19 protein-coding genes are annotated in these 21027 nt (G+C 33.2%); 14 read left to right on the forward strand and 5 right to left on the reverse strand.

The window, feature by feature from the left end; all coding sequences use genetic code 11:
• Nucleotides 1–100: 100 nt before the first annotated feature.
• The 3 genes from B0A75_RS05490 to B0A75_RS05500 form a co-directional block, all read right to left on the reverse strand.
• Entirely contained in the window at nucleotides 101–853 is a 753-nt protein-coding gene (locus B0A75_RS05490) for an SDR family NAD(P)-dependent oxidoreductase (protein ID WP_089053785.1), read from the reverse strand.
• Nucleotides 854–940: 87 nt separating this feature from the next.
• Complete coding sequence (locus B0A75_RS05495; RefSeq protein ID WP_089053296.1) at nucleotides 941–1447, reverse strand: GNAT family N-acetyltransferase; 507 nt, start codon at nucleotides 1445–1447, stop codon at nucleotides 941–943.
• 15 nt (nucleotides 1448–1462) lie between these two features.
• Nucleotides 1463–2335 (reverse strand): aldo/keto reductase, encoded by an 873-nt coding sequence (locus B0A75_RS05500; protein ID WP_089053297.1) that lies wholly within the window; start codon nucleotides 2333–2335, stop codon nucleotides 1463–1465.
• Between the two features lie 212 nt (nucleotides 2336–2547).
• On the opposite strand from B0A75_RS05500, the gene B0A75_RS05505 reads away from it, so the two are divergent.
• The 10 genes from B0A75_RS05505 to B0A75_RS05550 all read left to right on the forward strand — a co-directional run bounded on the left by B0A75_RS05505 (nucleotide 2548) and on the right by B0A75_RS05550 (nucleotide 12898).
• Entirely contained in the window at nucleotides 2548–3552 is a 1005-nt protein-coding gene (locus B0A75_RS05505) for an AAA family ATPase (protein ID WP_017497457.1), read from the forward strand.
• An 80-nt stretch (nucleotides 3553–3632) separates the two neighbouring features.
• Nucleotides 3633–4496, forward strand: coding sequence for a DUF58 domain-containing protein (locus B0A75_RS05510; protein ID WP_089053298.1), 864 nt, complete (start codon nucleotides 3633–3635; stop codon nucleotides 4494–4496).
• A gap of 76 nt (nucleotides 4497–4572) precedes the next feature.
• Complete coding sequence (locus B0A75_RS05515) at nucleotides 4573–4929, forward strand: four helix bundle protein (protein WP_089053299.1); 357 nt, start codon at nucleotides 4573–4575, stop codon at nucleotides 4927–4929.
• A 115-nt stretch (nucleotides 4930–5044) separates the two neighbouring features.
• A complete protein-coding gene (locus tag B0A75_RS05520) occupies nucleotides 5045–6679 on the forward strand; it encodes a hypothetical protein (protein WP_089053300.1) in 1635 nt (544 codons plus the stop codon).
• Nucleotides 6679–7683 (forward strand): vWA domain-containing protein, encoded by a 1005-nt coding sequence (locus B0A75_RS05525; RefSeq protein WP_089053301.1) that lies wholly within the window; start codon nucleotides 6679–6681, stop codon nucleotides 7681–7683. The genes B0A75_RS05520 and B0A75_RS05525 overlap by 1 nt, the downstream gene beginning before the upstream one ends.
• Nucleotides 7684–7736: 53 nt before the next feature.
• Nucleotides 7737–8771: a VWA domain-containing protein gene (locus B0A75_RS05530; protein ID WP_089053302.1), complete on the forward strand. Its 1035-nt coding sequence runs from the start codon at nucleotides 7737–7739 to the stop codon at nucleotides 8769–8771.
• A gap of 42 nt (nucleotides 8772–8813) precedes the next feature.
• Complete coding sequence (locus B0A75_RS05535) at nucleotides 8814–9587, forward strand: tetratricopeptide repeat protein (protein WP_089053303.1); 774 nt, start codon at nucleotides 8814–8816, stop codon at nucleotides 9585–9587.
• Nucleotides 9588–9687: 100 nt separating this feature from the next.
• Nucleotides 9688–11433 carry a BatD family protein gene (locus B0A75_RS05540; protein WP_089053304.1) on the forward strand — a complete coding sequence of 582 codons (1746 nt, stop codon included), beginning with the start codon at nucleotides 9688–9690 and terminating at the stop codon, nucleotides 11431–11433.
• A gap of 56 nt (nucleotides 11434–11489) precedes the next feature.
• A complete protein-coding gene (locus B0A75_RS05545; RefSeq protein ID WP_089053305.1) occupies nucleotides 11490–12236 on the forward strand; it encodes a tetratricopeptide repeat protein in 747 nt (248 codons plus the stop codon).
• 47 nt (nucleotides 12237–12283) lie between these two features.
• Nucleotides 12284–12898 (forward strand): hypothetical protein, encoded by a 615-nt coding sequence (locus B0A75_RS05550; RefSeq protein ID WP_089053306.1) that lies wholly within the window; start codon nucleotides 12284–12286, stop codon nucleotides 12896–12898.
• Nucleotides 12899–13036: 138 nt separating this feature from the next.
• On the opposite strand, the gene B0A75_RS05555 is transcribed toward B0A75_RS05550, so the two are convergent.
• Entirely contained in the window at nucleotides 13037–13606 is a 570-nt protein-coding gene (locus B0A75_RS05555; protein ID WP_089053307.1) for a 5-formyltetrahydrofolate cyclo-ligase, read from the reverse strand.
• On the reverse strand, nucleotides 13593–14573 hold the full coding sequence (locus B0A75_RS05560; RefSeq protein WP_089053308.1) for a succinylglutamate desuccinylase/aspartoacylase family protein: 981 nt from the start codon (nucleotides 14571–14573) through the stop codon (nucleotides 13593–13595). The genes B0A75_RS05555 and B0A75_RS05560 overlap by 14 nt, the downstream gene beginning before the upstream one ends.
• 105 nt (nucleotides 14574–14678) lie before the next feature.
• Between B0A75_RS05560 and B0A75_RS05565 the strand changes: the two genes are divergently transcribed.
• The 4 genes from B0A75_RS05565 (at nucleotide 14679) to B0A75_RS05580 (ending at nucleotide 20887) form a co-directional block, all read left to right on the forward strand.
• Entirely contained in the window at nucleotides 14679–15206 is a 528-nt protein-coding gene (locus B0A75_RS05565; protein WP_123872329.1) for a hypothetical protein, read from the forward strand.
• 108 nt (nucleotides 15207–15314) lie between these two features.
• Nucleotides 15315–17105 carry an excinuclease ABC subunit UvrC gene (gene uvrC, locus B0A75_RS05570; protein WP_089053310.1) on the forward strand — a complete coding sequence of 597 codons (1791 nt, stop codon included), beginning with the start codon at nucleotides 15315–15317 and terminating at the stop codon, nucleotides 17103–17105.
• Nucleotides 17106–17114: 9 nt separating this feature from the next.
• Nucleotides 17115–19469 (forward strand): patatin-like phospholipase family protein, encoded by a 2355-nt coding sequence (locus tag B0A75_RS05575; RefSeq protein WP_089053311.1) that lies wholly within the window; start codon nucleotides 17115–17117, stop codon nucleotides 19467–19469.
• 260 nt (nucleotides 19470–19729) lie between these two features.
• Nucleotides 19730–20887 carry a homogentisate 1,2-dioxygenase gene (locus B0A75_RS05580; RefSeq protein ID WP_089053312.1) on the forward strand — a complete coding sequence of 386 codons (1158 nt, stop codon included), beginning with the start codon at nucleotides 19730–19732 and terminating at the stop codon, nucleotides 20885–20887.
• Nucleotides 20888–21027: the final 140 nt, after the last annotated feature.

Genomic DNA, 21027 nt, shown 5'->3' on the forward strand with positions numbered 1-21027 from the left:
TTTTTAGATTATTAGACTAGCTTAGACTTTTAGACTCCTCAGATTTTTACCGTAATAAACTTCAAATCTAAGAAGTCTAAGTTAATCTAAAAAATCTAAATTAGTCTCTTTTAACAATAGTCGAAGATGCTTGTGCTGTACTCATCACAACTAAATCGGCAATATTTACATGATATGGTCTTGAAACTACAAAATGAATAATATCTGCGATATCTTCTGCCTGCAGCGGATCAAAACCTTTGTAAACATTTGAAGCTCTTTCGGCATCTCCTTTAAAACGCACTTCACTAAATTCTGTTTCTACCATCCCGGGATGAATGGCTCCAACTCTAATTCCAAACGGATTTAAATCAATTCGCATTCCTGCAGTAATAGCATCGACAGCATGTTTCGTTCCGCAATACACATTCCCGTTCGGATAAACTTCTTTTGCAGCAGTTGAGCCAATATTAATGATATGTCCAGATTGTTTTGCTGTCATTTTAGGAATTACAGCTTTTGAAACGTACAAAAGTCCTTTTACATTAATATCAATCATGGCATCCCAATCGTCTAAATCTCCTGTTTGAATTGGATCTAAACCGTGCGCATTTCCTGCATTGTTAATCAAAACATCAATGTCTGAAAAACCTGCAGGAAGGGATTCTATTTTTTCAAGAACATCATTTTTATCACGAACATCAAACGAAAGCGAATGCACTTCGGTAAAAGCAGAAAGTTCTTTTTCTAATTCTTCTAAACGTTCTTTACGCCTTCCGCAAAGAATAATTTTATAGTTATTTTTTGCTAAAATTTGAGCGGTTGCTTTTCCTATTCCGCTTGTCGCTCCAGTAATTAGGGCTGTTTTTTTCATTTTATGTTTTTTCATTTTACTACAGATTAAAAGGATTTAAATGATGTTTTAATCTGTGAGAATCCTTTTAATCTGTCGCAAAATATTTTAATTCCTATTTTTCCAAATTTCCAAATTCAACACCATATTAAGCGCCGTCCAAGTTTCACCTTCTACTTCTCTTATTAGCTTTTTATCTGGATTTATACTGAATCCTACTTTTTTGTAACATTTTATAGCGCCAATATTAAAATCAAAAACATTCAATTCGATATGTCGCTCTTTTCGGTTTTCAAAAATAAACTTCAACAATAAAATCAACATTTGCTCACCAACACCTTTCCCTCTTTGATTTTCATCAATGATAAGAATTCGTCCCAGTTTTGCAGAATCCTCTTTAAAATAAATTTCAGAATGTCCTATTGTAGTATCATCAGAAGTATTTACAACTCTAAAAGCAATTCTGTTTTCATCAGAAAGTGTTTTATCTATTTGCTCTTCCGTTAACGGAAAACTAAATTCTGGTCCGCCAAACTGCATTAATTCTTTTGCATTTTTGATGGAATTAATCAATTCTGGATAAAACTCTTTAGCAAACTTTTCTAGTTGTATCATTTTAGAATATTGTATTTAAGGCACATCGTCGCCCATACTTTCTGTCCAGATCGCAAACCAGTCTTCTTTATCCATTTCCAGTTCAACCGCTTTCATTAACGCTTGAATTCTAGCAATGTTTACTGTTCCTGCAATTGGAATAACTCCTGATGGATGTTTTAAAATCCAAGCAAGCAAAAGTGTATCAGAACCAAAACCGTATTTTTGAACTAAATCTGCCAGTAATTTTTTCAAACGACGCGTTTTTTTCGTGTCTTCTCTAAATACCGTTCCAAGTGGATTCCATGACAACGGACGGATTCCGTGCGTTTGCATATAATCTAAACTTCCATCAACCATTGCTTCATAATGAGTCGCAGAAAATTGAACCTGATTATAGCTTACTTCTGTTTTCTGACGGATCAATTCTGTTTGAGAGCTGGTGAAGTTTGAAAGTCCAAAATCAACAATTTTCCCTTCTGCTTTTAATTTTTCAACAGCTTCCGCAATTTCGTCAGCCTGCATTAATGGGCTTGGTCTGTGCAATAAAAACACATCAACAAAATCTGTTTTTAATTTTTTAAGAGATTCTTCGACAGACCAAATAATATATTCTTTAGAATAATCGTAATGCTTAATTTTGTTAGTACGGCTTTCAGCAATCATCTGAATACCGCATTTAGTAATTAATTGTAGTTTTTCGCGCGAAATTTTGCTTGCTTTAAATGCTTTTCCAAAATCGGCTTCAGTGGTGTAGCCTCCATAAATATCGGCATGATCAAAAGTGGTGATTTTATTTTCGACACAAATTTGTATCATATTCTCCATCTCTTTAGTTGTTAGGTTTTTATCCCAAACTCCCCAATTCATAGTGCCCGAAATAATAGGCGATAATGCTGTTTTACTCATGGTTTTATTGTATTATTTTTGCTAATATGTATGCTTTTTAAAAGCATAATCATCAAAGTTCTTAAAAATATAAAAATAGATTCACAATTCGTCCTTAAAATTAGAACTTTGGTCGAAGTTTTAACCATTCTTTAACATCTTACTTCTCAAAAAATAGTCAATTTGCACTCTCAAAATTCAGGCATAAAAATCAAGGTTTTAAAAATATTTATATGGAAGAAAATACAACGACTTTAGACATTAGAGCGATAAATGAAAAAATTGAGAGAGAAAGCGCTTTTATAGACCTTCTTACAATGGAAATGAACAAAGTTATTGTGGGACAGAAACATATGGTCGAGCGTTTGTTGATTGGTCTTTTAGGTCAAGGACATATTTTGCTTGAAGGAGTACCTGGATTAGCAAAGACATTAGCAATAAATACTTTGTCTCAAGCAGTTCAAGGATCTTTCAGCCGTATCCAATTTACCCCTGACTTATTGCCTGCCGATGTTATTGGAACAATGATTTACAACATCAAAGCAAACGAATTTTCTATTAAAAAAGGACCAATCTTTGCTAATTTCGTACTTGCCGATGAGATTAACCGTGCTCCTGCAAAAGTGCAATCTGCTCTTTTAGAGGCGATGCAGGAAAAACAAGTTACTATTGGTGACACTACTTTCAAACTAGACCGTCCGTTTTTAGTATTAGCGACTCAAAACCCTGTTGAGCAAGAAGGAACTTATCAGCTTCCTGAAGCACAGGTTGACCGTTTTATGCTTAAAACTGTAATTGATTATCCAAAAATCGACGAAGAGCGTTTTGTAATTCGTCAAAACTTAAAAGGATCTTACGAAAAAGTAAATCCTGTAGTTTCTGTAGAACAAATTTTACGTGCGCAAGAAGCAGTTCGTGAAGTTTATATGGATGAAAAAATCGAAAAATATATCTTAGATATCATCTTTGCTACTCGTTATCCAGAGAAGTACAAATTAGCCGACTTAAAACCTCTTATCAGTTTTGGAGCATCTCCACGTGGAAGTATCAATTTAGCAAATGCTGCTAAATGTTACGCTTTCATCAAACGTCGCGGATATGTAATTCCGGAAGATGTTCGTGCAGTTGTACATGATGTTTTACGTCATAGAGTTGGAATAACGTATGAAGCTGAAGCTGAAAACATTACTTCTGTAGACATTATCAACAAAATCGTAAACGAGATTGAAGTACCTTAAAAAGATTTTAGATTTTAGATTGCAGATTTTAGATTTCAGATCTAAAATCAGTAATCGTTAATCAACAATCAACAATCATAATGGATACAAAAGAGCTTTTAAAAAAAGTACGGAAAATAGAAATCAAAACCAAAAGACTGAGTAATCATATCTTTTCGGGAGAGTACCATTCTTCATTTAAAGGGCGCGGAATGACTTTTAGCGAGGTGCGCCAATACCAATATGGCGATGATATTCGTAATATAGATTGGAATGTTACCGCACGCTACAATGAAGCCCACGTAAAAGTTTTTGAAGAAGAACGCGAATTAACCATGGTTCTAATGGTTGATATTTCGGGCTCTGAAGGTTTTGGATCTAAAAGTCAGTTTAAAAAAGACATCGTCACCGAAATTGCGGCAACGATGGCTTTTTCGGCTACACAAAATAATGATAAAATTGGTTTAATCCTTTTTTCTGATAACGTAGAATTGTATATTCCGCCAAAAAAAGGACGCTCACACGTATTGAGAATCATTCGTGAATTGATCGAGTTTGAACCAAAAAGTCAAAAAACTGATATCGCTCAAGCCTTAAAATTTTTATCGGGAACTCAGAAAAAGAAAGCAATTGTTTTTATGATTTCTGATTTCATGTCTGAAAATTATGAGCAGACTTTAAAAATTGCTTCTAAAAAACACGACATTACAGGAGTTAGAGTATACGACCTGCGTGAAGAAAAAATTCCAAATTTAGGAATGGTCACAATGCTTGATGCCGAAACTGGTAAAATTCAACTGGTCGATACAGGTTCAAAAACCGTGCGAATGAATTACGAGAAACATTACCTTGAAAGAGTTAATTATTTCAAAGAAATTTTCAGTAAATCTGGAGCTGGCGTTGTAAACACAAGGGTTGACGAAAATTATGTAACCAAATTATTAGGCTATTTTAAATCGAGGTAAAGATTTAAGATTTTTGATTAACGATTTTTGATTTATGATGTGTAATGATTTATGGTTAAAAGGAAGAATTTAAGGAATGACTAAACAAGAATTAGAAGATAGATTAATTGAATTTGCTGCAACTATAATAGTAGTAGCAAGTAATTTTGAAAAAAATTACGCCGGAAATCATTTATCAGGTCAAATAATTCGCTCAGGCACTTCACCAGCTTTAAATTATGGAGAAGCTCAGAGTGCTGAGAGCAAAAAAGATTTTATTCATAAAATGGGGATTTGCTTAAAAGAATTAAGAGAGACTTTTGTTTGTCTAAAAATAATTGGAAAAGCAAACTTGACATCCAATTTAGAAAATCTATCAAAAGCAAAAAAAGAAGTAAATGAATTAATTTCAATCTTTGTTTCAAGTATAAAAACATCAAAAAATAATTCATAAATAATGAAGGATTAAAATTGGAAGAAAAACATCTAAATATGATTTTAACAAAAAATCTGAAATCAAAAATCGTTAATCTTCAATCGTTAATCAAAAACCTTCAATCGTTAATCAAATGAAATTAAAGTTTTACATATTTTTATTTTTACTTACTTCGACTGTTTTCGCTCAGCAAAAACAAGTTGAAACAAGCATTGATACTACAAAAAATAAAATTGGAGCCGAATTTAAGCTGACTCTTAAAACAACTGTTAATTCGAGTTCGAAAGTAGTTTTTCCTAAACTGAAAAGAATTGGCGCTTTAGAAGTAATTCAATCGTACCCAATTGATACTGTTAAGAAAAACGACACTTACGAGTTAATCAAAAAATATGGCTTAACACAATTTGATTCAGGAAAATATGTAATTCCGAGTGTTCAGATTCTAATCGACAAAAAGCCTTATTTATCCGATTCTATTAAAGTAGAAGTTGCCAATGTAAAAGTCGATACGCTGCAGCAAAAAATGTATGACATCAAAGACATCTCGACTGTTGACAATGGTATTGGCGATTGGTGGAAGTATATTTTAGCATTGATTATCATTTTAGGAATTGGTGCTTTTGTATACTGGTATGTTAAAAAACATCAGAAAAAGAAAATCGAAGAAGAAGTTTATAAAACTCCAATCGAAAAAGCGACTAGTTTATTAAACAATCTAGAGCAAAAGGAATTAGTTCAAAAAGGAGAGATTAAAGAATATTATAGTGAACTAACTGATATTGCTCGTAATTATATTGAAGAAGCCATTCATATTCCTGCAATGGAAAGTACAACTTCTGAATTAATTCAGGCCATTAGAACCGCTTCTACTAAAAAGAAAATGGCTTTAACGCCAGAAACGGTTGAAAATCTAGAACGTGTATTACGTCAGGCCGATTTAGTAAAATTTGCAAAATCTAAACCGCTGGATTTTGAAATTACAGATGACCGAAATAAAATTCAAAAAGTAATTCTAACGCTGGATAATGCTATTCCAACAGAAGTTCCTGCTGAAGAAGAAGATCAATTATTAAATGAAGCTCAAAAACAAAAACAAATTCAGCTTCAATTAAAAAAACAAAGAAACAAACGCATTGCAATTGCTGCTGGTTCAGTTGTTTTTTTACTATTCGCAACAACTACTTTCTTTATTGCAACAAAAGGGTTCGCATACGTAAAAGACAACATTATTGGACATCCGTCTAAAGAATTGTTAGAAGGAGAATGGGTAAAAAGTGAATACGGAAATCCTGGCGTTATTATTGAAACTCCAAAGGTTTTAAAACGTATGGACGCTTTAAAAGCACTTCCGAAGGAAACGATGGCTTTGATAAAGGAAATGCAGCTTTTTGCTTATGGCAGTATGATTGATAATTTTTATGTTGCCGTTTCTACAACTCAATTTAAAACACCAACTGAGATTGATTTATCAAAAGCTTTAGAAGGAAGTCTAAAAGTAATCGAACTTCAAGGAGGTCAAAATATAATCGTTAAGCAAGAAGATTTCCAGACTAATCAGGGAATACAAGGCATAAAAGGTTACGGAACGATGAGTATTTTAAATCCGTCGACTAAAACAAGTACAAAAGCATATTACGAAATCTTGTTGTTTAAACAAGATCAAGGATTACAACAGATAGTTATTTTACACGAGGAGGGCGATACATATGCTAACGATATCACAACCCGAATTTTAAATTCTGTTGAACTTAAAAAGGCAAGTAACTAATGAATAATAAGATCACTTTTTTAAATCCAGAATTTTTTTGGTTGTTTCTATTAATTCCAATCGCTATTGCTTGGTTTTTTTGGAAAAGAAATCAGCAGTCGGCTACATTAAAAATGAGCTCGACGGCAGGTTTTAAAAACAGCGAATCGTTATTAACAAAATTAAAACCTTTTCTATACGTTTTTAGAATCATTGCTTTATGTTCTTTAATTATTGCACTTGCAAGACCAAGAACGGTAGATATTAGCAATCAAACTAAAACAACAAAAGGAATTGATATTGTAATGGCAATTGACGTATCTGGAAGTATGCTTGCAAAAGATTTAAAGCCAAACCGTATGGAAGCTTTAAAAAGAGTGGCTGCAGATTTTGTTGAAGAAAGACCAAACGACAGAATTGGCTTAGTTTTATATGCTTCTGAAGCGTATACTAAAACACCTGTTACAAGCGACAAACCAATTATTCTTGAAGCAATAAAAGGAATTCGATATGATACTGTTCTGCAAGACGGAACTGGAATTGGAATGGGTTTAGCAACTGCCGTAAATCGTCTTAAAGATAGTAAAGCAAAAAGCAGAGTTGTTATTTTAATGACCGATGGTGTTAATAATGCCGGTTTTATTGAACCAGAAACTGCTGCTGATATTGCCAAACAATATGGCATAAAAGTATACACGATTGGTATTGGAACAAACGGAATGGCGGAATCTCCTTACGCATATGCCCCAAACGGAGGTTTTTTATTCAAAATGCAGAAGGTTGAAATCGACGAAAGATTAATGAAAAATATCGCTCGAAAAACGGATGGAACTTATTTTAGAGCAACAAGCAACGACAAGTTAGCCGAAATATACAATGCAATTAACAAACTAGAAACAACAGAAATCCAAGAATTGAAATTCTACGATTACGACGAAAAATACAGAGGTTTTGTTTTACTTGCAGCTTTCTTACTATTGTTAGAAGTTGGCTTAAGAAACACGGTTTATAGAAGCTTTATTTAAAGAAATTCGAATAAAGATCTCGATAACACAGGGATTGGAATTTTAAAAATTATATGGAATTAGACGAAAAAAAATATTTATATCTCTTATTACTACTCCCAATTGTGGCGTGTATATTTCTTTTCAATATGTATTGGAAAAGAAAAAAACAACTTGAGTTCGGTGATTTAGAAATGGTAAAAAAACTAAGCCCGGAGCGATCTGTTTTTAAACCTGTATTAAAAATATCGATCTTGCTTTTGGCATTAGCGTTTTTAATTATCGGTTTGGTAAATCCAAAAATAGGAACCAAAATGGAAACCGTAAAACGCGAAGGTATTGATATTGTTTTTGCTGTTGACGTTTCTAAAAGTATGCTTGCAGAAGACGTTGCGCCAAATCGTTTAGACAAAAGTAAGCAGCTCGTTTCGCAGATTATTAATTCTCTAGGAAACGATAGAATCGGGATTGTTGCTTATGCCGGAAGCGCCTTCCCTGTTTTACCTATCACATCTGATTACAGCGTTGCAAAAATGTTCTTGCAAAGCATGAGTCCTGATATGGTTTCATCGCAAGGAACATCACTTGACGAAGCAATTCGATTATCAGCTAAATATTTTGATGAAAAAAGCAAAACAAGCAAGCTTTTAATTTTAATTTCTGATGGTGAAGATCATTCAGAAGGAGCGTCGCTTGCTGCTGAAGAAGCCAACAAAATAGGAATGAAAATTATTACTGTTGGTGTTGGAACAGAAAAAGGAGGAACAATTCCGTTAAAAGAAAACGGCGTAGTTCGCAGTTATCAAAAAGATCAAAACGGAGAAACTGTTATTACTAAACTTAATCAAGAAGGCTTAAAAACTATTGCAAAAGCAACAAAAGGAGGTTATGTTTACGGCGGTAATACTAAAGAGGTTTTAGAATATATCAAAAATGCTTTAAATAACATTCAAAAAACAGAGTTTGAATCTACGCAAATGGCCGATTTTCAATCACAGTTTCAATGGTTCATCGGATTTGCTTTCTTGCTGTTGTTTGTAGACATTTTCCTTTTAGAAAGAAAAACCAATTGGATTAAAGAGTTGAATTTATTTAACGAGAAAAAATAAAGATTCCGCTTAAAACTCGGAATAAAAAATAAAAACATTAGAATGAAAAATTTACTTCTTTATATTTTACTAACGTTTTCTTTGGCAGTTTCTGCTCAGGAAAAAGATAAGACATTGCCTAGTGCCAATGAGGAATATAAGCAGAATAAATTTGTTGATGCCGAAGCTAATTATAGAATCTCTGCCTCAAAATTTCCTAAGCGCGCAGCAGCTCCTTATAATCTTGGAAACTCGATTTACAAACAAAATCAAGTTTCTGAAGCTAAATATGCTTTTGCGAATGCTATAAAAAATGCTAAAACGAGACCAGAAAAACATAAAGCTTTTCATAATCTTGGAAACGTTTTTATGAAAGAGAAAAATTATACGCAGGCCGTTGAAGCTTACAAAGAAGCTTTACGCAACGATCCTACAGATGATGAAACGCGTTATAATTATGCATTGGCGAAACAAAAATTAAAAGAAAATCCTCCTAAAAACGACAAGAACAAAGACAAGGATAAGGATAAAAAGAACGACAAGAAAGACGATCAAAAGAAAGACGGCGATAATAAAGATAAAAAAGACGGTAAAGACGATCAGAAAAAAGACGATAAAGGAGATAAAGACAAGGATAAAAAAGACGGCAAAAACGATCCGAAGAAAGACGACAAGTCCGACAATAACGGAGAGCCAAAACCAATGCCTGGGGGAATCTCAAAAGAACGCGTTCAAAACTTATTAGATGCTGTAAACAATGAAGAGAAGAAAATTCAAGATAAAGTTAACGCACAAAAAGTAAAATCAAATCCTAAAAAACCAGAGAAAGACTGGTAAAATTTTTAGTTCAATCGTTTAATCGTCGAATCGTTTAATAATAAAACGGGCAAACGAATAAACGATTTAACAGTTAAACCAACAACGATTAAAAAATTAAATGAAAAGATATTTAATTCTATTACTATTCACTTTTCAAGGGCTTTTGGCTCAAGTTCAATTTGAAGCCAGAGTAAGCAAAAATACACTTGGACTAAACGAAAGACTTCGCGTTGATTTCATCATGAATGTTGACGGAGATAATTTCGACCAGCCTTCTTTTGACGGTTTTAAACTAGTTGCAGGACCTAGTCAGCAAATAAGCCAATCATGGGTAAACGGACGAAGCTCTTTTCAAAAAATATACTCTTACATTTTACAGCCAGCTCAAAAAGGATCAGTTATAATCAAGCAGGCCGCGATCGAATACAATGGGCAGATTTATAAAACTAACCCCATAAAAGTTACTGTAACCAATGCAGTTGCACAAGAAAGAGATCCTAACGACAGACCTCAAGGTTCTGGAAACGAATTATTGCAATTAGTCGCAGAAGTTTCTAAAACAAATCCGTACTTAAACGAACCAATAACTGTAGTTTATAAACTATATTTTAACGGAATTGGTGTTACTGGTTTTAAAGAAGTTGCAAAACCTAAATACAATGATTTCTGGAATCAGAATATCGAAGTTAAACAATTGGCAATTGAAGAAGGTAATTTTCAAGGGCAAAGATGCTATTATGTTGTTTTAAAGAAAACCATTTTATATCCTCAAAAATCTGGGAAATTAACGATCGAACCTTTTTCACTAGATATTGGTGTTCAATTACCAACAAATCGTCGTGACATGTTTGGTCAGATGATTATAACTGAAGATAATAAAATTGTATCTGCGGGAGCAAGAACTATTAATGTAAAACCACTTCCTGAAACTGGAAAACCCGAAAGCTTTACTGGTGCAGTTGGTAAATTTAATTTTACAGTTACGCCAACAAAGACAACTTTAAAAAGCGGTGAAAGTCTTGATTTAATGGTAAGTGCAACCGGAAACGGAAACATGAAATTATTTACCCTGCCAAAACCAGTTGTGCCAAACGCATTAGAGATGTACGACCCAGTTCATGATGAAAATGTTTCAACAGCATTATCTGGCATGTCTGGAAAAATATCCGACAAATACACCATCGTTCCTCAATACAAAGGAAAGTATGCGATTAAACCAATGACATTCTCTTATTTTGATCTTAGTTCTGGTTCGTATAGAACAATAACTACAAAAGAGATTATGATTGATGTTTTAGACGGTCCAACATTAGCCGAAGCAAATCCATCGACAGCTTCTAAAAATGTTATTGCAGAAAAAGAGCAATTTAAATACAACAAAACAAAAACCATATTAGTACCAATTGCTAAAAATGATTTTTACGGTTCAAACTTGTATTATACTTTGTTGTTCCTGCCTTTTGCTATTATACCAATTATTATTCTTGCTAAGAAAAGAAAAGAAGCAATAGACGGCGACGTAACAGGAAATAGAATTAGAATGAACAATAAGCTTGCTAAAAAATACTTATCGCAAGCCAAAAAACAGCTTAACAATAAAGAAGCTTTCTATATCGCATTAGAGAAAGCAATGCATAATTTCTTAAAGGCGAAACTGCATATTGAAACTTCAGAAATGAGCAAAGCCAATATTCAAGAATTATTGTTGTCTAGAAATGCAAATCCAGAAGCGGTTCAAGATTTTATTAACTTGACCGAAAACTGTGAATTTGCACGTTATGCGCCAGCATCAAGCGCTTCTATCCAACAGGATTATGATAAAGCTGTTTTAATTATTTCGGCACTAGAAAAGCAGATTGTTTAAATATAACATCAAACTCGAGAGGTTTTAAAACCAACTCAGGTTCAAAGAAAATAAAAATGAAAAATATAGTATATCTCTTTTTATTAATCACGCAGGTCTTTTTTGCTCAAAGCGCCTTTGACAAAGGAAATGCTTTGTACCAAAAGGGAGAGTATCAACAGGCTGCAGAGGTTTTCGAAAATATAGCTAAAGAAGACAAACAAGAATCGGCAGAGGTTTATTATAACCTTGCAAATTGTTATTATAAACTAAATAAAGTTGCTCCTTCTATTTATAATTATGAGAAAGCATTATCATTAAATCCTCATCATCCTGAAGCTTTAAACAACTTAAAGTTTGCTAAAAAAAGAACAATTGATGAAATTAAAGAAGTCCCAAAAGTAGGTTTCGCAAAACTAATTCAAAACTTTACCGGAATTTTTGACTATGATACTTGGGCAAAAATTTCTGTTGTCATTTCATTTGTATTCCTGCTATGTTTTATTGGATACTACTTTTCGCAGCTTACAATTAGCAAAAGAATTTATTTTATCGGAATGTTTATTCTTTTAGTTGCATTACTTCTAAGCGTTTCAGCAGGAATGTCTGAGAAGAATCACTTTGACAACGATCGTCCCGCAATTGTTTTTGCGGAATTAAGTGAAGTTCGAAGCGAACCTCAAAAAGCAGGTTCTCCAGTAATTTTACTGCATGAAGGAGCAAAAGTTTATGTAATCGAGACTGTTGGAAAATGGAAAAAAATCGAATTAACAGACGGTCAAGAAGGCTGGATTGATGCTTCGACGATCAAGGAGGTGAAGTAGACTCTCAACAGAATGCAAATTATAATCTCATTTTAAATTACATTCGAATGCTCAAAAAACTTGTTTTAACACTATTACTTACTTTCTCACTTAACCTCTTTGCTCAAGAAGAAGTATTTGATATAGATAATCGTCAAAAAGAAGTGTTTTTAAAGGCTGAAACAGCTTTAAAAGATCAAGAACTCAACCGAGCGCATGCCTTTTTTTCTTTAGCCCAAAATTTCGGTTCTAATAAAAAGATAAAGGATCTTTCTTTAAAAAAATCAGATTCGTTAAAAGTTATTTTACGAACAAATTTAATCAAAGAAATTACTGGTAATTGGAAAATGATAACTGCTGAAACATGGGCTATGAGAGAACCTTCAGACAGCGTAGTTGCAAAAATGATTACTATAAATCCTCATGAAATACTGTTTTATGAACTATATCCCAAAACTAAAAAATGGAGTTTGATTAAAACCGAAAAACTAGTTTTTACAGATAAAGCAAACATGTCTTCTGATCCTCTATACATATCTTATTCAAACAAAGATGTTTGGACTTATTACATAGATACACCTTCTGGGGGATTAATTGCGTATTTCATCGGACAAGAGCATGATACTGGTATTTCAGAAATAGTTTGCGGCAATACAAAAATAGAATACTTTAAATTGCAATAACTTTTACTAAAATAAAAGAATCCCAAATTCCAAGATGAACAATTGGAGCTTTATTCCATCCTATAAGTGATATAAGTAAACTTAAGCTTGTTCAAAAAACAAAGTCAAATTTTATTATATCACTTATAGGGTTTACAATTAAAAAGTATAAACTTTCTCAGGTGTAACGCAGTAATCCAATCTCACATCAGATTCAAAAACATCATCAATCTGATCTGATGCTTCAAAAAACGAAAGTCCAATTTTAATAGTATCAGGTTTACAATCGGCAAGGAATTTATCATAAAAACCTTTTCCGTAACCTATTCGGTTTCCAAAATGATCAAAAGCTAAAAGCGGTACAAAAACCACATCGATAGTTTGAGTTGGAACCTCAAGTCCGTTTAAAGGTTCAGGAATATTATATTCATTCTTTTTGATTTTGGTATTATCCGTCAATAAAAAATGAGTCATTCCACGAGTTTCAAAATCGCTTTTAGAAATCACGATTTCCTTGTCTTTTCCTGAAAGCAAATGCAGAATAAATTCAGTATCAACTTCTTTATGTTCTACTATTGGAAGAAAAACATGATAATATGTTTTATCCCAAATAGGCAATTGGATTAAATTATTGGCAATAGCCAGACTTTTTTCTTCAATATTATCTGCCGAAAGTTCTTTTCGAAGATTTTTATAATGTATGCGTAATTCCTTTTTATTCGTCGGCATTTTCAGGTAAAGTTTTAGACATATGATAAATAGCATCACCCTCGTATACAATTGGCGAATGATTAGCGTTTATAACAAATCCTTCATGGGGCGCTTTTACCTTTTGCTCAAATTTACCAAACGGATCTGTAATTATCGCCAAAATTGTTCCCTTAGTCACAAACTTTCCAATCAGGTTATAATCATGAAGCAAACCTGAGCATTTAGCTCTAAGCCAAACTGAATTTTTAATGTAGATGGATGGCTCTTCGGCTTTTTCAACAATGTGTTTAGGATCAAGCATTTTAAGATAATGCAAAAGACGCTTCACTCCCATTACACCTTCATTTGCAATTGCATCGTTTATATCCAGCGATTTTCCGCCTTCAAAAAGCAGCATTTTAATATTGGCTTTCTCACAGGTATTTCTAAAAGAACCATTGATATTTTTAGAATATAAAGTAAAAGGCGCATTAAAAACATCAGCCAGAATTTTCAACTCGGGATTATTCTCTGTAACTCTAATTTGAGGCGCATTAAAACGACTGGCGCCGCCTGCATGAAAATCGACAGCATAATCAATGATAGGCAAAATTTCGGCTACAATATGATAGGCAAATCGGCTTGCGAGCGATCCTTTTTTACTTCCGGGGAAAACCCTGTTTAAATCCCTTCCGTCAGGAAACTCACGAGATTTATTTACAAAACCATACATATTGATAATCGGAATACAAATGATGGTGCCTCTTGCTGGACGATTAATTTTTTTACTGATAATCTGACGAACAACTTCAACTCCATTTATTTCATCGCCATGAATTCCTGCCGAAAATAAAACAACAGGCCCTTCTTGTTTTGAACGACGAACAATAACAGGAATATTAAGTTTTGTGGTAGTATGTAATCGAGCAATCTCAACATTTATGGTTCTGCTTTCTCCGGGTAGAATTGCTTCACCAAAAATCACCAAAGGCTTACTATTTTTCATATTTAATAATAAAAGCTAAATATAGAAATTATATTTTAAATTTATATCTTTGGTTTTTAACACTTAAATTCCTAACATACAATCTATTCAAAACCTAAAAAAGAAATGAAAAAAGTATTAGTTTTATTTAGTGCATTAGCCATATTGGTTTCCTGCCAGAGTAAAGAAGAGAAAATGAAAGAAGCTGAAGCGGATGGAAATGAAGCTGTTGCTGTTAAATCAAAATTAATTGACGGTGCGGGAAAAGCACTTCAAGAAGAAGGAAAAGCTGCTGCTAAAAGTGCATCAAAAGGAATTGGTGATGTGATTAAAGGCATCAATTCAGGAATGAGCGAAAGTATCAACACTTCAAAAGTAATTTCTGATCCTGCTTTTAAAACCAGTTTTGAAGAATGTAAAGCGGAGAAAATTTACGCCTCTGACAATGATAAACAAAAGAAAGTAACAATTTATCTGATTGCTAAAAAAGACTTTAAAGGCGATATTTTACTAAAAGCTTTTGATGCTGATAAAAAAGAAATCGGCAGAAGTAAATTAGAAGTTTCTATCAAAAAAGATGATGCAAAATACGTAGACTTTTCATTTGATGAAAGAACACATTTACTGCAAACAGAATATTTTACAATTAAGTAAAAATAACACCATAAAAAAAGCGTCCGTTTCTTAGAGAAAACGGGCGTTTTTTCTTTAAGAAAACTAAAAGAATTATTTAATTTGAGCGCAAAAGTTTAAATTTGTTCTATGCAGACTCCTCTCGAACTTCAAATTCTAACTTTACCAGATAATCCGGGCGTTTATCAATATTATGATAAAGACGGAAAGATTCTATATGTTGGCAAAGCCAAAAACTTAAAAAAAAGAGTTTCATCCTATTTCAATAAAACTCACGATACAGCTAAAACAAATGTTTTAGTAAAAAAAATCGTTACCATAAAACACATTGTGGTTCCTACTGAAACGGATGCTCTTTTGTTAGAAAATAATCTAATAAAAACACTACAGCCAAGATATAACGTTCTGCTTCGTGATGATAAAAGTTATCCTTGGATTTGTATAAAAAGAGAACCTTTTTCGAGAATATTTTCGACCAGAAGAATGGTCAAAGACGGATCCGAATATTTTGGTCCTTATACCAGTTTCAAAACAGTACACACTATTCTTGATCTTATCAAAGAATTGTATCCGCTTCGAACCTGCAATTACGACTTAAGCAAATCAAATATTGATTCTGGTAAATTTAAAGTCTGCCTTGAATATCATATTGGCAATTGCAAAGGACCGTGTGAAGGTTTAGAATCATTAGAAGAATATCAAAAACAAGTCGATGCAATTCGCGAAATTCTTAAAGGAAATTTCAAAGAAAGTATCAAAGGCTTTAAACGATTAATGATTGAATATGCGCAGGAATTGCGTTTTGAAGAAGCACAGAAAATAAAAGAGAAAATAGAAGTTCTAGAAAACTATCAATCAAAATCGACAATTGTAAATCCAAAGATTACCAATATCGATGTATTTTCGATTGTGTCTGATGAAAGTGCCGCTTTTGTCAACTTTCTGCAAATTTCACATGGATCGATTATTCGTTCGCACACTTTAGAAATGAAAAAGAAGCTTGACGAAAGTGACGAAGAGCTTTTAGAACTTGCTATTATTGAACTTCGGGAACGTTTTCAGCTTTTATCTAAGGAAGTAATTGTTCCGTTTGAAATAGATTTAGGCGAAAACATCAAAACAACAGTTCCGCAGCTTGGTGATAAAAAACAGATTTTAGATCTATCGATTCGAAATGCAAAATTTTACCGAATTGAACAATTAAAACAATTACAAATTGTAGATCCTGACCGACATACAAATCGAATCATGGCGCAAATGCAAAAAGATTTACGACTTCCGTCAGAGCCGCGTCATATCGAATGTTTTGATAACTCGAATATTCAAGGAACAAATCCTGTTGCTGCCTGTGTAGTATTTAAGGATGGAAAACCAAGCAAGAAAGATTATCGTCATTTTAATGTAAAAACAGTCGAAGGTCCAGATGATTTTGCCTCAATGACCGAAATTGTATATCGTCGTTACAAAAGAGTGTTAGAGGAAAATGAACCGCTGCCGCAATTAATTATTATTGACGGCGGAAAAGGTCAGTTATCAGCAGCGTTAAAAAGCATTGACGAATTAGGTTTACGCGGAAAAGTTGCCATTATCGGGATCGCAAAACGTTTAGAAGAACTATTTTATCCCGGAGATTCAATTCCGTTATATCTTGATAAAAAATCAGAAACGCTCAAAGTGATTCAGCAATTACGAAACGAAGCGCACCGATTTGGAATTACTTTTCACAGAGACAAACGCAGCAAAGCAGCTCTTAATTCCTCAGTAGAAAGTATTCCGGGAATTGGCGAAAAAACTATGCTTACGTTAATACAACATTTTAAAAGTGTTAAAAGATTGAAATTAGCATCAGAAAAAGAAATATCTGCCGTTGTAGGGGTTTCTAAAGCCAAAAAAATTGTCGACTTTTACAAAACGAACTAGTAAATTCTTATGCGCCCAAACCAGCTGTCAATTTTAAATACTCGGTTAAAAGGATTTTTCTCCGATTCCAGAAAGGGAGCTTCTTGGGCCGCTCTTATTTGGCAGGAAAAAACAATCTTTTCGTTTTCGCAGTTTTCTATTTCCTTCTGGAGTACAGGATTACTTTTTACACTTTTATTACTGACTCCCCAAAAATCTTTTTCACAGGAAAATAAAAGAGACAGTATTAAAAAACCAAAAATTGGATTGGTATTAAGCGGCGGCGGTGCCAAAGGTTTTGCACATATTGGTGTTTTAAAAGTACTGGAAGAAGCTGGAATCAAAATTGATTATATTGGCGGAACCAGTATGGGATCTGTAATTGGCGGACTTTATGCTTCTGGTTACAATGCTTCTCAAATTGATTCTATTTTCAAGAAAACAAATTTCGACGAATTAATAAACGATTATATTCCGCGTTCATCAAAAAATTTCTACGGAAAGAAAAATGATGAATTGTATGCTATTGTTTTACCTTTCAGTAATTTTAAAATAGGTATTCCTGAGGCACTTTCAAAAGGAATGTACAACTACAATTTACTGAGCAGTCTAACACGTAATGTTCGTCATGTTCGCGATTTCAACAAACTTCCAACTCCGTTTTTATGCATTGGAACGAATATTGAAACCGGCGAAGAAGTATTACTTAACAAAGGAAATCTAGTGCAAGCCATGATGGCGAGTGCCGCTTTTCCATCTTTATTTACACCTGTTGAAATCGACGGAAATTTATTAGTAGACGGAGGCGTTGTAAACAATTATCCTATAAAAGAAGTTCGTAATCTTGGCGCAGACATTATTATTGGTGTCGATGTTCAGGATGATTTATTGAATAGAAAAAACCTAAAAAACGCAACTCGAATTTTGGTTCAGATCACCAATCTGCAATCTATTGAGAAAATGAAAAGTAAAGTAAAAGATACTGACATTTACATCAAACCCGACATTCGTGATTATGGCGTAATCTCTTTTGACAAAGGAGAAGAAATTATTCGAAAAGGAGAAGAAGCTTCTTTTGCTGTTTATGAGAAACTAAAATCGCTTGTAAACGAAGATAATTTTTATAAAAAACCAAAACTAAAAATTGCTTCGGATACACTTAAAATCGCAAAAATAAACAGTGACAATCTCGAAAATTACACCAAAGAATATATTCGAGGAAAACTTCGCTTCAAACCAGAAAGCACGATTACATATGCCGATCTTAAAACTGGAATCAACAACTTAAATGCAACTCAAAACTTTAGTACAATATCCTACTGTTTAGAACCAGATGGAGAAAGCGACGACTTAGATCTTGTGCTTAAAGAAAACCCAACACAGACCTATTTAAAACTTGGTCTTCATTATGACGGCTTGTATAAAAGCGGCATACTATTGAATCTTACACATAAAAAAACATTCTTAAAAAATGATGTTACTTCAATGGATATCATTCTAGGAGACAATTTTAGATATGATTTTAACTATTATGTCGAAAATGGTTTTAATATTAGTTTTGGATTTCGCTCTCGATTAAATCAATTTAATAGAAATGTAACGACCAATATAAGTACTTTAACAGCTCAAAATCCGAATGTAAACCTTATCAATGTCGATTTTATGGATTTAAGCAATCAGGCTTATTTTCAAACCATTTTTGTACAGAAATTTTTAATGGGCGGTGGACTTGAATATAAATATCTTAAAATAAGCTCCCCAACACTTGCCAATATTGACAATGTAATTGACAAAAGCAGTTATCTAAGTGCATTTGCCTACCTAAAATACGATTCATTTGATGACAAATATTACCCAAATTCAGGATTGTATTTCTCGACAGATCTCCAAACTTATTTAGCATCTTCAAATTATACCAATTTGTTTAAACCATTTTCAATGGCAAAAGCAGAGGTTTCCTATGTAAACACGATATTTAAAAAACTTACTTTTAAAATAGATGCTGATGCTGGTTTAACATTTGGAAATGACAGCGTACCTTTTTTCGATTATATTCTAGGAGGTTATGGATATAATAAGATAAATAACTTCAATTATTTTTACGGTTATGATTTTCTGAGTATTGCTGGAAACAGTTTTATAAAAACGGGAATCACACTTGATTACGAGATTTTCAAGAAAAATCACGTAAATCTTTCGGCCAATTATGCCAATTTGGGCGATGATATATTTAGTACGGTCGATTGGATTTCAATGCCAAAATATTCTGGTTATGCAGTAGGCTACGGACTCGAAACGATTATTGGCCCAATCGAAATTAAACAATCTTGGTCGCCAGAAATGTCAAAGAGCTTCACTTGGTTTAGTATAGGTTTTTTATTTTAATTTCGATTTTTTCGAAATATTTTATGTTATAAATAATATAATATGTAATTTTGATCAATAAAAATTACGACATTTGTTATAATGAAAACTAAATGGACAGGTTTATTAGAATATCTTCAATTCCTCATCAAGAGAAATCCTGAATGAAGCTATCGAATTGAGATAATTAGTCAAAACTAAAGTTGACTTGATTATCTGTTCACACAATTCAAAATTTTCGAATTATCTAATTAATTTAAAAATTATCTAATTGAAAAGCCATGCCATTATACCATAAACTTGGAGATTTTCCTCAAAAGAGACATACCCAATTCGAAAAACCAAACGGAGGGTTTTACTATGAACAATTATTTGGAACCGAAGGTTTTCACGGACATTCGTCACTATCTTATCATGTTCACAGACCAACGCAGGTAAAAGAAATTTTAAACTCCTATTCGGTTGAACCAAAAATCGCAATTGGAAAAAACATAAAATCACTTCTTTTTAAAGGGTTTGAATTAAAATCTGAAAATGATTTTCTTGACAGCCGAAAAGCAATGTTAGTCAATAAAGACTGTATCATTGGCTTGGCTGCACCGAAAGAATCGCTTCGAAATTATTTCTATAAAAATGCCGATGCCGACGAAATGCTTTTCATCCATAAAGGAAAAGGAAAATTAAGAACCATGTTAGGAAATATTCCGTTTGAATATGGTGACTATTTAATTATTCCGAGAGGTATAATTTATCAAATCGATTTTGAAACAGAAGACAACCGACTATTTTATTTAGAATCGTATTCTCCATTTTATACTCCAAAACGATACAAAAATCAATCAGGTCAGCATTTAGAACATTCTCCATTTTGTGAACGTGATTTTATTTTGCCAAACGAATTGGAAACCTACGACGAAAAAGGAGATTTTTTAATTAAGATTAAAAAAGAAGGCATGATTCACGAAGTGGTTTATGCTACACATCCATTTGATGTTGTCGGTTGGGATGGATACAATTTCCCATACGGATTTTCAATTCACAATTTCGAACCTATAACCGGGCGTGTTCACCAACCGCCTCCGGTACATCAAACTTTTGAAACGGCAACTTTTGTTGTTTGTTCATTCTGCCCAAGACTTTACGATTATCACCCAAAAGCAATTCCGGCACCTTACAATCACAGCAATATAGATTCAGACGAAGTACTGTATTATGTTGATGGCGATTTTATGAGCCGTAATAATATTGAGCAGGGTCATATTACTTTACACCCAAAAGGAATTCCACACGGACCAGCACCTGGCGCAATGGAACGCAGTATTGGTCATAAAGAAACTCAGGAATTAGCTGTTATGGTTGACACTTTCAGACCATTAATGGTAACCGAAGAAGCTATGGGTCTTGATGATGGTCAATATTACAAATCCTGGACGGAATAGTTAACCTACTTAACCGCAAAGTTCACAAAGATTTTTCACAAAGAACGCTATGATCACTTTGCGAACCTTGCGAAAAATCTTTGCGAACTTTGCGGTTAGAAAAAATCTTAAACAACATTTCGGTTTAATCAGATAAACGA

It is taken from the genome of Flavobacterium oncorhynchi (assembly GCF_002217355.1).
Lineage (GTDB): Bacteria > Bacteroidota > Bacteroidia > Flavobacteriales > Flavobacteriaceae > Flavobacterium > Flavobacterium oncorhynchi.